This is a genomic window from Kitasatospora sp. NPDC004240 (genome assembly GCF_053603215.1).
Genome location: NZ_JBSGFD010000208.1, coordinates 1 through 13,555 on the forward strand (window position 1 = coordinate 1; position 13,555 = coordinate 13,555).

Annotated in this window: 16 protein-coding genes; 12 read left to right on the plus strand and 4 right to left on the minus strand. The window is 73.9% G+C overall.

The window, feature by feature from the left end; translation table 11 throughout:
* The 3 genes from ACWEQL_RS35260 to ACWEQL_RS35270 all read left to right on the plus strand — a co-directional run.
* The coding region (locus ACWEQL_RS35260; RefSeq protein WP_452154469.1) for a DUF4097 family beta strand repeat-containing protein at positions 1-345 on the plus strand (345 nt) is incomplete at its 5' end.
* Between the two features lie 253 nt (positions 346-598).
* Positions 599-1,123 carry a hypothetical protein gene (locus ACWEQL_RS35265; protein WP_452154470.1) on the plus strand — a complete coding sequence of 175 codons (525 nt, stop codon included), beginning with the start codon at positions 599-601 and terminating at the stop codon, positions 1,121-1,123.
* 346 nt (positions 1,124-1,469) lie between these two features.
* Positions 1,470-1,901: a hypothetical protein gene (locus tag ACWEQL_RS35270; protein ID WP_452154471.1), complete on the plus strand. Its 432-nt coding sequence runs from the start codon at positions 1,470-1,472 to the stop codon at positions 1,899-1,901.
* 111 nt (positions 1,902-2,012) lie between these two features.
* Here ACWEQL_RS35270 and ACWEQL_RS35275 read toward each other — a convergent pair whose 3' ends face one another.
* Entirely contained in the window at positions 2,013-3,179 is a 1,167-nt protein-coding gene (locus tag ACWEQL_RS35275) for a glycoside hydrolase family 16 protein (RefSeq protein WP_452154472.1), read from the minus strand.
* Positions 3,180-3,459: 280 nt separating this feature from the next.
* Here ACWEQL_RS35275 and ACWEQL_RS35280 point away from each other — a divergent pair, with 280 nt between their 5' ends.
* The 3 genes from ACWEQL_RS35280 (at position 3,460) to ACWEQL_RS35290 (ending at position 6,403) form a co-directional block, all read left to right on the plus strand.
* On the plus strand, positions 3,460-4,578 hold the full coding sequence (locus ACWEQL_RS35280; RefSeq protein ID WP_452154473.1) for a transposase domain-containing protein: 1,119 nt from the start codon (positions 3,460-3,462) through the stop codon (positions 4,576-4,578).
* Between the two features lie 421 nt (positions 4,579-4,999).
* Positions 5,000-5,659 (plus strand): SRPBCC family protein, encoded by a 660-nt coding sequence (locus tag ACWEQL_RS35285; RefSeq protein WP_452154474.1) that lies wholly within the window; start codon positions 5,000-5,002, stop codon positions 5,657-5,659.
* A gap of 249 nt (positions 5,660-5,908) precedes the next feature.
* Complete coding sequence (locus tag ACWEQL_RS35290; RefSeq protein ID WP_452154475.1) at positions 5,909-6,403, plus strand: DUF1772 domain-containing protein; 495 nt, start codon at positions 5,909-5,911, stop codon at positions 6,401-6,403.
* A 150-nt stretch (positions 6,404-6,553) separates the two neighbouring features.
* Here ACWEQL_RS35290 and ACWEQL_RS35295 read toward each other — a convergent pair whose 3' ends face one another.
* The 3 genes from ACWEQL_RS35295 to ACWEQL_RS35305 all read right to left on the minus strand — a co-directional run bounded on the left by ACWEQL_RS35295 (position 6,554) and on the right by ACWEQL_RS35305 (position 8,833).
* A complete protein-coding gene (locus ACWEQL_RS35295; protein WP_452154476.1) occupies positions 6,554-7,186 on the minus strand; it encodes a hypothetical protein in 633 nt (210 codons plus the stop codon).
* Positions 7,187-7,318: 132 nt separating this feature from the next.
* Positions 7,319-8,107, minus strand: coding sequence for a helix-turn-helix domain-containing protein (locus ACWEQL_RS35300; RefSeq protein ID WP_452154477.1), 789 nt, complete (start codon positions 8,105-8,107; stop codon positions 7,319-7,321).
* Positions 8,108-8,407: 300 nt separating this feature from the next.
* Positions 8,408-8,833, minus strand: a complete 426-nt coding sequence (locus ACWEQL_RS35305; RefSeq protein WP_452154478.1) for an Ohr family peroxiredoxin — start codon at positions 8,831-8,833, stop codon at positions 8,408-8,410.
* Positions 8,834-8,945: 112 nt separating this feature from the next.
* On the opposite strand from ACWEQL_RS35305, the gene ACWEQL_RS35310 reads away from it, so the two are divergent.
* The 6 genes from ACWEQL_RS35310 (at position 8,946) to ACWEQL_RS35335 (ending at position 13,517) form a co-directional block, all read left to right on the plus strand.
* Entirely contained in the window at positions 8,946-9,689 is a 744-nt protein-coding gene (locus ACWEQL_RS35310; protein WP_452154479.1) for an alpha/beta fold hydrolase, read from the plus strand.
* A 183-nt stretch (positions 9,690-9,872) separates the two neighbouring features.
* Positions 9,873-10,556, plus strand: coding sequence for a winged helix-turn-helix transcriptional regulator (locus tag ACWEQL_RS35315; RefSeq protein WP_452154480.1), 684 nt, complete (start codon positions 9,873-9,875; stop codon positions 10,554-10,556).
* Between the two features lie 248 nt (positions 10,557-10,804).
* The gene (locus ACWEQL_RS35320; RefSeq protein WP_452154481.1) at positions 10,805-11,893 is read left to right on the plus strand and encodes a hypothetical protein; all 1,089 of its coding nucleotides are present in this window, start codon (positions 10,805-10,807) and stop codon (positions 11,891-11,893) included.
* A 101-nt stretch (positions 11,894-11,994) separates the two neighbouring features.
* Positions 11,995-12,243, plus strand: a complete 249-nt coding sequence (locus tag ACWEQL_RS35325; RefSeq protein WP_452154482.1) for a hypothetical protein — start codon at positions 11,995-11,997, stop codon at positions 12,241-12,243.
* A gap of 43 nt (positions 12,244-12,286) precedes the next feature.
* Complete coding sequence (locus ACWEQL_RS35330) at positions 12,287-12,520, plus strand: hypothetical protein (RefSeq protein ID WP_452154483.1); 234 nt, start codon at positions 12,287-12,289, stop codon at positions 12,518-12,520.
* Positions 12,521-12,764: 244 nt separating this feature from the next.
* Positions 12,765-13,517, plus strand: coding sequence for a dienelactone hydrolase family protein (locus ACWEQL_RS35335; protein WP_452154484.1), 753 nt, complete (start codon positions 12,765-12,767; stop codon positions 13,515-13,517).
* Positions 13,518-13,555 lie beyond the last annotated feature (38 nt).

Genomic DNA, 13,555 nt, shown 5'->3' on the forward strand with positions numbered 1-13,555 from the left:
GAGGTGGTCTTCGAGGGCGCCCAGGCCTCGGTGAAGTTCGACGAGACCGCCGCCGCCCGCCTCACCCTCCAGGCCGGTGACATCACCCTCGGCCGCCTCACCGGCGACGCGAGGCTGAGCACCCTGAAGGGCGACCTCACCATCACCGAGGCCGTCGCCGGTACGGTCGAACTGCGCACCGAGTACGGCGACATCAGCGTGACCGCGGCCCGCGGTACCTGCGCGACCCTGGACGCCGGCACCGCCTACGGCCGCGTCCACAACGCCCTCACCAACACCGGCACCCCCGCCCTGGCCGTCACCGCCACCACCTCGTACGGCAACATCACCGCCCGCGGCAACTGAGAAGCCGGGCAGCCCACTTGGCGGATCAGTCGCCGGGGAGCACCTCGGCGGCGATCCGGCGGCCAACACCGTGCCGCTGACGGTGGGCGAGGCACTGCGCCGTCGTGGCCCGCTGCCCTCGCGCGGGTGCTGCCGGCGCCCGCCGCGCACGTCGGGGGAGAGGCACGGACGGTGAGATGACCGCCGGCTCCGGTCACCCGTTCGGCCGAGTCGACCGCCGGGGAGCCTGCCGGGGGCCCCTATGTTGGGTGGGGTGACCACTTCTCCAGCCCCGACGGGCCGGTCCGTGCCCGCACGGCGCCGCCGCTCCGGCCGGACGGACTACGCCGGCGCGGTGTACGGCTCGCTGCTCGCCGCGTCCGTCGTGGCCACCGCCGGTACCGCCGGGGACTTCCCGCGCCTGCAGCTGATCGGGCTGCTGCTGGTCACCGGTTTGGTGTTCTGGGCCGCGCACGTGTACGCGCTGGTCGCCGGCGAGCGTACCGTCGGCAAGCCCGTCGACCGCCGGGAGGTGTGGCGGGTCGCCGGGCACGAGTGGTCCATCGTGGAGGCCGCGGTGCTGCCCGCGGCCGCGGTGGCGATCAGCCCGCTGGTCGGCCTCGGCCTGCCCGGGACCGCCTGGCTGGCCCTCGGCGTCGCGGTGGCGCAGCAGGTCACCTGGGCGACCCTCGGCGCGATCCGGGCCGGTGCGTCGCGCCGGATGGCGCTCGGCGAGGGCGTCGTCAACCTGCTGCTCGGCCTGGTCATCGTGGCCGCCAAGGCGGCCCTGGCGCACTGACCCCTGCCCGGGGCGGCCCCGGCCCCGGCCCGCGGGAGAGGCGCGGGGCGCGCGGATCGCTGCGGCCGGAAGCGCCGACCGGCCCGCCGGACCGGCCGGTCGGCGCATGTGTGGCCGCGGCGGCCGAGCGGCAGTGGGTTCAGCGCCGCCGGTGACCTGCGGCCGGCGCGGGCGTTCCTCCGTGCGCGACCACCCGGCCCTCCGGGGGCGGAGTCGCCCGCGTTACCGTTGCTGTCGTGGAGACGACCCCGGGGCCCGACGGCCCGTTGTCCGACGCGGAGTTCGCACAGTTCGTCAGTCTGCTGCGCCGGTACTGCACCCACGAGCTCGGTCAGTGGGAGAACACGTGATCCCCCTCCCGGCGTTGCCCCCGGAGGCCACGTGGAGCGACACGGGTACGGGTGTCTTCTGCTACGCGGCCCGGGTCGGGGGGCGCTGGTGGGTCCTGCGACTCAACGACTTTCCCGAGCATCCCCTCTACACCCTGTTCATCGACGCGCGGGTCGTCGGTGACGTGGAGGACGATCCGGCCGTCTGGCAGCGGTTGCCGTCCTCCGCGGCGCTCCCCGCTCTTGCCGCGCCGGAACGTGTGCAGGTGCTTCGCCTCATGGCCGGCCTCGGCCCGTACGGCGCCGAGGCCGGCGCCCCGTGCGCGGGCGACTGGTGCAGCTGCGGCATCCTCACGGACGAGTACGCGGCCCGGCTCCGCACCCCCCGGCGAACGTCCGCGGAACAGTGCCGGGCCCGGGCCGTTCCGCCGGCCCCGAGCGGTCGCTGAAGGTGCCGCCGGCGTGTGCTCGGTGGCACCTTCAACAGCTGCGGGGCCTCGTCGACGTCAGCGGTCCTTCGTCACTGCCCGCGGTCCTTCGTCACCGCCCGGGGTCCTTCGTCACCGGTACACCCGGACGTAGTCGGCGGCGAAGCTCAGGGGGGTGTCGTCGACCGGGGTGGGGTGGTACCGGCCGTCCGAGACGGACAGGTTCAGGATGAGGTAGGCGGACCACAGGGTGCCGACGCCGGCGCGGTCGCGGTGCACCCGGACCCCGTTGACGTACCAGTCGACCGACCTGGACCCGTAGTACGTCCCGATGGTGACCCATGCGCCGGGTCCCACCTCGTCGGCGTCGTCGTACGACCCCGAGCGCCGGCGGACGTGGTTGGTCAGCTCCAGCAGGGCGGGGTGGTCGGGGTGGTACTCGAAGGTGTCCACCTCGTTGCGGCCGTTCTTCCAGGTCCACAGCGCCGGCCACGCGCCGGTGCCGGCGGGCAGCTCCACGCGGGTCTCGATGTAGTCGCCCGTCCGGGCCCGGAATCCCTCGGCGGAGCGCTCCGTGGTCAGCAGGCCGGTGTCCCAGGCCTGGCGGCCGTTCTCGAGCGTGCGGCCGGACGGGGACGCGGTGAAGGTGGCGACGCCGTTCTCGACGCTCACGGCGTCGGTGCTCAGCCAGTCCAGCTTGTGGTCGTCCGGGTTGTGGTCCCCGTAGCGGAAGGCGGACGTGGTGTCGCCGACCCACCGGGATCCCCAGCGAACGGGCCCGTCGAACTCCTCCGACCAGACCAGTGACTTGCCCGCGGTCGGCGAGGAGGGCGTGCTCCCGGGGAAGTGGGGGATGCCCAGGCCCGAGGTGGCGCCGGATCCCAGGACGGTCAGGGTGTGCGCGGGCAGGTTGTGCCACCCGCCCGCGTAGTCCTGCCAGTAGCCGAAGACGGTGTACCGGCCGGCGGGAAGCGTGTGCTCCTGGGTGACGATCGTCCGTCCCCGTCGGCACACCTGCACATCGGAGGCGGCCCCCGGGAAGTCGAGGTTCTCCCCGTCCTCGTCGCGCACGGCGACGCCGAGGGACTTGACGGTGGTGCAGGTGGGGGCGTGAACGGTCAGTCGGGCGGCCGTGGCCACGCCCTCGGTCATCAGCGGCGGTGAGAGGCGGTCCTGGACGAGGCCGCCGGCCGCGAAGGAGCGGCCCGGGAGCAGAACGGTCAGCAGGAGGGCGATGGTGACCAGCGCGCCGAGCCTGGCGAGGACGAGAGGGGCGGGTCCACAAATTGATCTATACATGACACCACTTGGAAGTCGAGGGTTGGTCGGCGGCTTCCCGGGACGGGGCGAGGCCTCCTGGGCGCTCGGGGCGTCGAATCCTTCGATCGGTCCGACCCGGCGGGCCGCACGGTGCGGCGCGTCCTCACGCTAGGCACCGGCGACGGGAGCCGACATCCCGTCAGGTCGACCCGACCGGTGACTTAGTGACCTCGCGGGGGGCGACGGCGTTGAACGGCGTGTGCCGAGGTTGGGACAGCGAAGGAGACCCGATGGCGAACGGCTCGCCGACCAAGCCGCGATGGGAGTCCTCACGGAGGCCTTCCCGGCGGAGGTCGTCCGCGAGGCGATCGAGAGGTGCGGCCGACTCGAGAAACGCCAGCGGCTCCTGCCGGCCGAGACCGTCGTGTACTTCGTCCTGGCGATGTGTCTGTTCCCGCAACTCGGCTATGCCGACGTCATGAAGCTGGTGCCGCCCGGCCGGTCCGTGACGTCCGAGAACCGGCGCCCGCCGCCGGCCCCCACCACCGCCGCCATCGGCCGGGCCAGGCTGCGCCTCGGCCCGGAGCCCTTGAAGGAACTGTTCCACCGTCTGTGCCGACCGGCCCCGGGTTCGCGCGACGGTCGCACGTACCGGGGCCGGCACATCGCGGTGCTGGACGCGGTCGACGTGGACCTCCCGGGCAGTGCGGCGAACCTGCGCCACTTCGGCCCGCACCCCGACCCGGGCGGCGCCTCCAACCGCTCGCAGGCGCGCGTGACGGTGCTGTCCGAGGTCAGGGCCCATGGAGTGTTCGAGGTCGAAACCGGGCCGCCCGTGATCGCGCTGCCCGAGGTCGCCCTGCAACTGCTGTCCAAGGCCCCGAGAGGAGGGCTGGTACTGACCGATCGGTGCTTCGTCCAGCACGACGGCTGGCACGCGATCGTCGCCGAAGGCACCGACCTCCTCTGGTGCGACACGGGCGAACCGGCGCTGCATCCGTTGGAGGTGATGTCCGACGGCTCGTACCTCGCCCGGTTCCCCCCTCCCTCCGGCCGGGGCGGGGCCGGCCGCGAGGCGCGCGTGCGCGTCATCCTGTACGCGGAGCCCCCCGCATGGTGCGACCGGCCGTACTCGTGCGCCCCCGCCGGCGCCCGTGAGCCCGAGTGCCGGTGCGTTCCGTCGGTCCGCCGGCTGCTGACCACGATCGCCGACCCGGACGCCGCGCCCGCGGACGAGCTGGTCGACCTGTACATGCTCCACAAGCAGACCCGTCCCGCGATGGCCGAGATCCTCGGCCCCTACGGGGCTCCGCCCGTGCTGCGCTCGCAGCACCCCGCGGGCGTGGAGCAGGAGGTCTTCGCGCTCCTGTGCGTGCACTACGCCCTGTGCCGGCTCATCCACCGGGTCCCGTCCCCGCGTCGAGGCCATTCCCCGTGACCCCGGCGCGGCGACCGGCCCCCCTCGCCGCACCCGGCCTCCCTCGCCGCACCCGCCCCCGACCGGTCGCCGGGTGATCGGTAAGTCACCGGTTCGCTTTGGGGCGAAAGGGTGTGCCCATCCGCTCCGGTCGCCACGCACGGTCACCACCCGGAGCCGTGCCGCGGGCACCCGACCGATCTGACGGGCGATGACGAACCGCGATCCCGCAGGCACTTCATCCGGCGAACACGCGGTGTGACGGGTCGTCCGAACCCGATCCGGCTCCTCGGCCCCGCGATACGAGGGCGGCGCTCGCGCGGGGCGGGCGCGTCCGCGGTCACCGCGGCCCGGCGTCCCTTGACCTCCCGCCCGCGCTCGCGTTACAACTTCTAACGAACACGAAGGCATCTATCTGCGTCGATCCGTGTGGGGGACCTCCATGCCCGGCACCCGCGCCACCCTGCTCACCCTCCCGCTCGCCGCCGGCCTCCTGTGCGCCGCGGCCGTACCCGCCACCGCCGTACCCGCCACCGCCGTACCCGCCACCGCCACCGCACCCCGCGGCGCCCACCCCGGCACGTCCCCGACCTGCCGCGGACAGGGCGTCGACCCCGACGCCCGCGTCCGCCACCGGGCCGAGATCGTGATCCACGCACCGCTGCGCACCGTCTGGCGGCTGCAGACCGACGTGGAACGCTGGCCGTCCTGGCAGGCGCCCGTGCGGAGCGCGGAACGCCTCGACGCCGGCCCGCTCCGCAGGGGCTCGGCGTTCCGCTGGACGACCCCGGTGCCCCCCAACCCCACAACTCCCGCCACCAGCTTGGAGATCACCTCGACCGTCGGCCAGATCGAGCGCGACTCCTGCATCCGCTGGACCGGCCCGGCGATCGGCGAAGGTCTGCACATCGACGGCGTCCACGTCTGGAACTTCACCGAGGTCGAGGGCGGCGTGCGCGTCACCACCGAGGAGACCCACACCGGCCCCCAGGTCGACGCCGACGTCCCCCTGGCGACCCGGATCCTCCGACAGGGCCTCGAAGCATGGCTGCGCGACCTGAAGACCGCCGCCGAAGCCCCCACCCCCGACGAGCCCTGCTGACCCGCCCACCGCAGACCCACCGTGGGCCCGCCCGGTCGCAGCGGCGGGGGAGAGCACCGGGCTCCAGAAGTGTTGGTTCTGGGGCGCAGCACATCCCTCTACTGGACGTGGGGTCCGGCGGGCGTCAGCGTTGATCACATGGAGAGTCCGACATCGCGCACGTTCGGCCGGGCCAGGGGCGAACCGGGCGGCCGTATCGCCGCCGTCTGAACACCGACACCGCCCGCGCCCCCACGGAAGGTCCCACCCGTGCGCACCCGACTCCTCCACGGACTGGCCCTGCTGTCCACCGGCCTGCTCGCCGGCTCCTTCGGCTACGGCGCCGCCAACCTCGTCCCGACCTTCAACGCCGTGCCGCTCGACATGAGGCTCGACTTCCACGCCGAGCTGATGAAGATGAACGGGATCACCGTGCAGGGGGCCATGGCGGTCTCCGCCCTCAGCTCCCTCGCGCTGGCCGCGTTCACGCGGGGCGGGCCCCGGGTCGTCGCGGCCGTGGCGGGGTGCCTGACCGTCACGTCCTTCCTGATCACCCGGTTCGGGAACGTCCCGATCAACGGCCGCATCAAGCAGTGGGCCGCCACCGCCCCGCCGGCCGATCACGCGGGCATCCTGCGCCGCTGGGAGCTGTTCAACGACGCCCGGACCCTCACGGCCGTGGCGGCGTTCGCCCTCCTCGTACTCCTCGCCCTGGGACGGGTCACGCCGTCCCCGGCGGAGGACGGGCCGCAGCGAACGGCCTGACGGCGTCACGGCTCGTACGGACCGCCGTGCAGGACGAGGTCCCGGCCGCCGATGGGCCGCCGTCCCGCACCCGGGACGGCGGCCTTCGCCGTTCTCGGCGTTCGGTGAGGGGTCGGCCGGCTCACCGGGTCCCCTCACCGCGGAGCCGGCTCAGATGTCGATCCAGAACGCCTCCATCCAGCGGTTCTCGCCGATGCTTCCGATCCACTGGTCGTACGACCACTGGTTCGTGCCCTTCCAGCCCACGTTCTGCACGTGGGCGGCGGCCTTCATGGTCTCGTTGGTGCTCCGCAGGTGGATCGCCTGGAGCGGGTTGCCGTGGATGTTGGAGAGCTCGATCGAGTTGCCCGGTGCCACGTAGTACTCCGAGCTGTTGCCGTCGTTCGCCCAGTGCACCTGCACGTTGAAGTTCAGGGCGCCGGTCGTCCCGACCCAGAAGCGGACCACGTCGATCGGGTCGTTCTGGCCCTCCGTCCCGGTGTAGCCCTCGCTGTCACTGCACTTCGCGGCGGACCATCCCCCGGTCCGCGAGTGCGCCTGGAAGCACAGGCGCCGCCCATCGGTCTGGGGGCTGAACGCGGTTCGCTCCGCGCCCGCCGCGTCCATCGTCCGGGTCTGTTCCGGGGTCAGCTTGCCGATCTTGACCACGTCGTTCGTCGCGGTCGGGGTGGACGGCGGCGTGGGCGTCCCCGCCGCGGCGGCGGGCGCGTTGGCGAGCAGGGCGCCCGCCAGGAGTGCCATACCGGCGGCCGCGGTGGATATCCGCCCGAAGGTACGAGTCATGTCCGACACCTCTCACGGTGGTTGTCAGCATCCGCACCCGGTGTCGTCCGGGTGCGGAGCAAGCCTCGCAATCCGCCGCCGTCAGGGTCTTGGAGAAAACCGAACGGGCGTGGCGTCGGCGGCGCGTCCCGCTCAGAGCACCGGCCAGACGCACCGGCCGGATGCCGTGGCGGCCAGGAGGCGTCCGGGTGGCATGCCGGTCAGGGCCGTGAACTCGCGTGCCAGGTGGGACTGGTCGAAGAATCCGCAGGCGAGCGCGGTGTCCGCCTGGCTGCTGCCGCCGGTCAGCAGGCCCAGGGCCCGCTCCAGGCGCAGCGCGCGGGCGAGGCGTTTGGGGGTGAGCCCGACGTGCTCGCGGAACCGGATCTCCAGCCGGCGTTCGCTCCAGGCGGTGCGGGCGGCGAGTTCGCGGATCGGCATGGCGCCGGCCGAGCGGGCCAGCAGGTCCCACGCGTGCAGCACGGACGGGTCGGGTCGCGGTGCGCGTCCGGCGCGGGCGGCCGTCCACCGCAGCAGGGCGCGGTCCAGGACGGCGAACCGGGCGGGCCAGGTGGCCACCTCGCCCAGGGCCTGCGCGAGGGCGGGCAGGCGGTTGCCGAGCAGGGCGTCGGCGTCGGCGACGAGGTCGGCCAGCTCGGCCGTCGGCACGCCGAACAGCGAACGGGCCGCCCAGGGCAGCATGCTGATCTCCACGCCCTCGACCGCGCCCGGGTGGCCGAGGACCTTGGGCCGCACGTGCGGGCCGTACACGGCGCTCGCTCCCGTGCGCACCGCGTCCGGGCCGAGGCCGCAGTGGCCGGCCGACATCCGGCCCTCCAGCGCGATGAACACGGTCACCCTCCCGCTGGGGGCGAAGACCCGCTCCGGCAGGGCCTCGCCGGTCAGCCGGTACCCGCCGTAGCCGGCCACCCCGGGCCGCAACGCCGGATGGGGCCGTACGAGTAACAGCTCGCAGTCCCCCCGGGAACACACATGACGCCGCACGCCGTACCCCCCGCCCCCTCGGCCCGGCCCCCGCCCGGGCGTCCCCATGATGCGTACGCCCCCATGATGCGCACGTCCCCGTCGGGTCCGGTCCGGCGGGGCTCCCCGCGGCAGGCTGATCGAGGGCGCCGCCGTGTACGAGGGCGCCGCGTTCGACCCCCGGCCGCCGTCGCGTACGAGGGTGCCGTCGTGCGCGAGGGAGCCCCGCTCCCCACCGGGGCGGAGCGGGGCCGGCCGTCAGAGCCGGGTGCCGTTGACCACCAGCGCCACGTCGACGTTCCCGCGGGTGGCGTTGGAGTACGGGCAGATCCGGTGGGCGGTCGTGACCAGTTCGACCGCCTGCCCGGTGGTGACCGAGGGCAGGGCGATCCGCAGTTCGACGCCGAGCCTGAAGCCGCCGCCGTCCGGCCACAGCGAGACGGACGCGTCGATCCGCGCGTCGTGCGCCGCGAGGTTCCCGCGTCGGGCGACCAGCTCCAGCGTGGTGCCGAAGCAGGCCCCGTACCCGATCGCGAACAACTGCTCCGGGTTGACGCCCTCACCGTCCCCGCCCAGCTCCTTCGGCTGCCGCAGGTCCAGGTCGAGCCGTCCGTCGGATGTGCGTCCGTGGCCGCCCCGGCCCCCGGTGACGTGCGCCCGGGCCGTGTAGAGCGGGCTGTCCATGGTGAACTCCCTCCCGTAGTCAACTTCTTGATTCCGAAGCTCCCACTTCAAAAACAGGAAGTCAAGTGTCTAGGATGGATCGAGAGAGACCCCACGACGACCCGGAGGACCCATGACCACGTTCGTACTCGTCCACGGCGCCTGGCACGGCCCCTGGGCCTGGGACCGCGTCGTCCCCGCACTCCACGCCGCCGGCGCCCGCACCCTCCTGCCCGACCTCGGCGCGACCCGGGCCGACGGCCCGTACGACCCGGAACCCCGCGGCCGTGGACCCCGCGACCGGGGACTGCACGACCACGTCGACGAGGTCACCGCCGCCATCGACACCGTTCCCGCGGAGGACGAACTCGTCCTGGTCGGCCACAGCTACGCCGGCCTGGTCGTCCGGGAGGCCGCCGACGCGCGCCCCCACGCCGTCGACCACATCGTCCTCCTCGACGGCTGGGCCGGACCCGACGGGACGAGCCTGTTCGACCTGGCCCCCGCCGCCTTCGCCACCGCCGTCCGCGCGGCGGCCGAGACCCACGGCGACGGACGGCTGATCCCCGCCCCGCCCCCGGCCGCGTTCGGCATCCTCGACCCCGACGACGCCACCTGGCTGCAAGCACGCCTGCGCCCCCAACCGCTGCGCACCTTCACCGAACCCACCCGCCTGAGCGGCGCCGTCGACCGGATACCCGGCACCGCCGTCCACTGCCGGCCACCGACCTACCCGTTCGACCGGTTCGGCGCGGCACTCGGGTACCGGACACTGCCCCTGGACGGCCCGCACGACGTGATGCTGACCGATCCGCGGCCACTCGCCCGCACGCTCCTGGAGATCGCCTCCTTCGGGAACCGGAAGCGCGAACCCTAGGGCCCGTCTTCGAACCCCCGCCTGCCGGGCGACGCCGGGGCGCGCACCTCGCCGCGTTGTCGTCGGTCGCCGATGCTCCGCATGGACTCTCTCCTCCGCCTTGCGATGCACGCACCCCACCGCCGCCCGGCCCGCCCTCCGGGCGGACGACGAGGGTTCGAAGACGGGCCCTAGAATGACGAAGTGGACCAGCGAACATACAACCAGTACTGCGCGACCGCACGGACGCTCGACCTGGTCGGCGAGCGCTGGACACTGCTGCTGATCCGCGAACTCCTCACGGGCCCCAAGCGGTTCGGCGACCTGCAGGCCAGCCTGCGCGGCCTCGGCACCGGACTGCTGGCCGCCCGCCTCAAGCACCTCGAACACGAGGGCCTCGCGCACAAGGTCACCCTCCCGCCGCCCGCCCGCACCCCGGCCTACGCCCTCACCGAGGCCGGCGCCGAACTCGGCCCCGCCGTACTGGCGCTCGCCCGATGGGGCCTCAAGTGGGCCATGGGCGAACGACGGGAGAGCGAGACCTTCCACCCCGGCTGGGCGGTGCTCGGCCTGCGGGCCTGCTTCGACCCCGACGCCGCCACCGCCCTGCGCGCGGTCTACGAGTTCCGCATCGACGACGAGGTCTTCCACGTCCGGATCGACGACGGCACGATCGAGGCCCTGCACGGACCGGGCCAGCACCCGGACGCCACCATCACCATGGACGAGGAGACCTTCCTCGGCCTCACCGCCCAGCGCCTGACCCTCACCCGCGCGATCGACACCGGCGCCGCCACCGCCACCGGCGACCCCGAGACCCTGCACCGCCTCAAGGGCCTCTTCCGCCTCCCACCCCCCGCCTCCCGCACCGGCGACACCCCCACCTGAACCCCCGGCCGGATCCACGGTTGTCCCTTCGGGATGGGCATGCGGCGAACGAATTCCACCACCGACAGGGCACCGGCCCGGCGTCCGCCCGGCTGCGCCCGGCTGCGCCCGGAAGGGCGCTGACCTGCCGGAACAATGATCACAGGTCCGTCACACACCCTTCCCACAGGCGCCCCCGTACCCGAAGCTCTGACGCTGTGATCCACCTTTCCACGCTCGTCTGCGCGGCCTTGTCAGCGGTGGCCGTCGTGCTCCTGAACGTCGACGGCGGGTCCGGCGCCGGCCGGGACCTGCTCGTCGGCCTCGCGGGCTACCTGATGTCCGCGCTGCTCACCCAGGTCTGGGTCCTGCTCACCGCCCGGCCGCAGAGCAAGCGGATCGGCATCGTCAGCCTCGGCGCCGGCCGGATCCTGGCCGAAGCCGCGATCGGCGGGGCCCTCGTCCAACTGAGGGCCGTACCCGCCCCGCTGTACGTCCTCTGGTACGGCGTCCAGGCCCCGCTGGCCCCGCTGCGCCTGTGGCTCGGCACGGCCCTGTCCGTCGCCCTCCAGAGCGCCATCGGCCTGTGGCTGCTGGGCGGTACCACGACATGGCCGGCGGGAGTGGCGTTCCTCGCCACGACGGCCGCACGGATCGTGCAAACGCTGCGCCGCCCGTTCGGCACCGGCCGGATCCTGTTCGTCGTGCCCTTCAAACCGTCCACCCTCCCGCTCTCCTCCGCGGCCAACGTCAGGGCCGCCAACGCCGTGAACCAGGGCCGGATCGCCGAACTGCGCGCCGCCGTAGCGGACATGACGGCAGCGGACTGGCCGGAGGTGGACCGGGGACTGCTCGCACTCGCCGAGGGCCGCTACGCCGAGGCGGAGCAGTGGGGCCGGGCCGTCGCCGCCCGGGGATTCTCGCCCGACGGGGGCCTCGCCGCGGGCATGCTCATCAGCAGTGCGATCGTCGGCGCGGCGGACGCGGGTGAACTTCCGCGCGACCGGTACCTGCCCCGCCTGATGACGGCCGTGGGCGAGTTCGACGCCCCGACGGCGGCGGTGCTCCGCGGCGTCCCGGCGGCGATCGACCTCGCCCGGCTGGAGAACCGGCTCGACGAGGCCCTGGACTCCGCCCGCGCACAGCGCGGTCTGCACACCGCCCGCCTCTGGCAGGCCGAGGCCGGCTGCTCCCTCGCCGCCGCGCTCGCCACCGCCGGCCGCTTCGACGAGGCGCGCACGGCCCTGGACCGGGCCCGCCGGACCTGCCCCGGGCTGGCCCGGACCGGACACGTCGAACGCCTGCTGGAGCGGCACGAGAACCGCACACCCGCCGAGGCCGCCCCGGCCGGCAGCTGAGCGGCCGCCGTACGCGCCCCGGCCCGCGCCGCGCGCTGCGAGCCGGGACGCGTACGAGGCCGACGCACCTCGACGCCCGTGGCCGGAAGATGATCTCCTGCGTGACGAAGGAAGCGGATACGGGCGCGGGCGATGCCCACGTGTGGCAGGCGCGGTTGGGCTGGGCGTTCGGGCTGACAGCCGACGATCCCGCCGAACGGGCGGCGGCGCCGGCCCGCCTCGCCGCCGCCCGGAGGACCGTGCAGGACGCCCTCGACCGGTTCAACGAGCTGTGGCACCTGACGCGGCCCCCGGCGTACCGGCCCACCGGCGAACGGGCGGCGCCGGCCGAGGCGGAGGCGGATGCGTAGGCTCATGTGGTCCAGGACGGGGCCGAGCCGCAGGGGTGCACATATGGACGAGAGCCGGATCACGATCCAGCTCACGGGCGATGAGGCGTTGGTGCTGTCGCACTGGCTGGAGAGGCTCCAGACGACCGACCTCAGCCGCGTCGTCGACGACCCGGCGGTGTGGGCGCCGATCCACCGGATCGCCGGAACGCTCGACAGGGCGCTCCCCGGGCTGTTCGCGCCCGACTACGACGAGCGGCTCGCGGCCGCCCGTGAGCGGCTACGGCCGGAGGACTGACCGGTCCGAGCCCCTGCCGGGACGCTGGCGCCGGCTCCGGCCGGCTGACTATGGTGGGGGAATGACCACCGGGACGGCGTCGCGCCACACACGGATCGGTGACCCGGTGCCCCACTGAGCGCCGGGCGGGCCGGTGCGGGCCCGCTGTTCGAACGAGGTTCCTTCGCCGCTGCCGCGCGGGCCCCGCCTCCGTCGTGCTGATCACAGGCTTCACACATCAACACGACAGGAGGATCCGACTTCCATGCCCACCACGACACTGCAGATTCCCACCGCCGACGGCCTGGCCGACGCCTTCGCCGCCTTCCCCGACCACGGCGACGGGCACCCGGGGGTGCTGCTGTACTCGGACGCCTTCGGCCTGCGCCCCGTGCTGGAGGAGATGGCCCGCGAACTGGCCGGGCACGGGTACTACGTGCTCGCCCCCAACCTCTACTACCGGCACGGCCCGGCACCGGTCGTCGAACTCCCCGCGTACATAGGGGAGGAGAGCCGGCCCGCCGTCATCGCCCGGCTGATGCCCCTGCTCAAGGAGCACGTCGCCCCCGAACGCGTCCTGCGCGACGCCGACGCCTACCTCGCGTTCCTCGCCGCCCGACGCGAGGTCAACGCCGGGCCGGTGGCCGTGATCGGCTACTGCATCGGCACGCTCCTGGCGCTGCGCACCGCGGCGGCACACCCGGACCGGGTGGCCGCCGTCGCCGGGTTCCACCCCGGCTTCGTGGTCACCGACGCGCCCGACAGCCCGCACCGCCTCGTGCCCACGCTCACCGCGGAGGTCCATCTCGGCCTCGCCGAAGGGGATGTGTCGCCCGAGGTCGCCGGTGAGCTCCACAGGGCGTTGGGCGCGGCGGGCGCCGACGGCCCGTACGAGATCTACCCCGGCACGGTCCACGGCTTCACCATGGCCGACACCGACGCCTTCAGCGCCTCCGGGCTGGAGCGCCACTGGGAGCGCCTGCTCCCACTCCTGGACCGTACCCTGGCCGGCACCTGAGGCAGCCCGGCCCCGCCGGTGCCCGGCCACGCGGCCGG

Excerpts from the sequence above, each read along its gene's own strand:
- ACWEQL_RS35275 (WP_452154472.1), bottom strand. The coding sequence starts at position 3,179 with ATGTATAGATCAATTTGTGGACCCGCCCCTCTCGTCCTCGCCAGGCTC.
- ACWEQL_RS35280 (WP_452154473.1), top strand. The coding sequence starts at position 3,460 with ATGGGAGTCCTCACGGAGGCCTTCCCGGCGGAGGTCGTCCGCGAGGCG.
- ACWEQL_RS35285 (WP_452154474.1), top strand. The coding sequence starts at position 5,000 with ATGCCCGGCACCCGCGCCACCCTGCTCACCCTCCCGCTCGCCGCCGGC.
- ACWEQL_RS35295 (WP_452154476.1), bottom strand. The coding sequence starts at position 7,186 with ATGACTCGTACCTTCGGGCGGATATCCACCGCGGCCGCCGGTATGGCA.
- ACWEQL_RS35305 (WP_452154478.1), bottom strand. The coding sequence starts at position 8,833 with ATGGACAGCCCGCTCTACACGGCCCGGGCGCACGTCACCGGGGGCCGG.
- ACWEQL_RS35310 (WP_452154479.1), top strand. The coding sequence starts at position 8,946 with ATGACCACGTTCGTACTCGTCCACGGCGCCTGGCACGGCCCCTGGGCC.
- ACWEQL_RS35330 (WP_452154483.1), top strand. The coding sequence starts at position 12,287 with ATGGACGAGAGCCGGATCACGATCCAGCTCACGGGCGATGAGGCGTTG.
- ACWEQL_RS35335 (WP_452154484.1), top strand. The coding sequence starts at position 12,765 with ATGCCCACCACGACACTGCAGATTCCCACCGCCGACGGCCTGGCCGAC.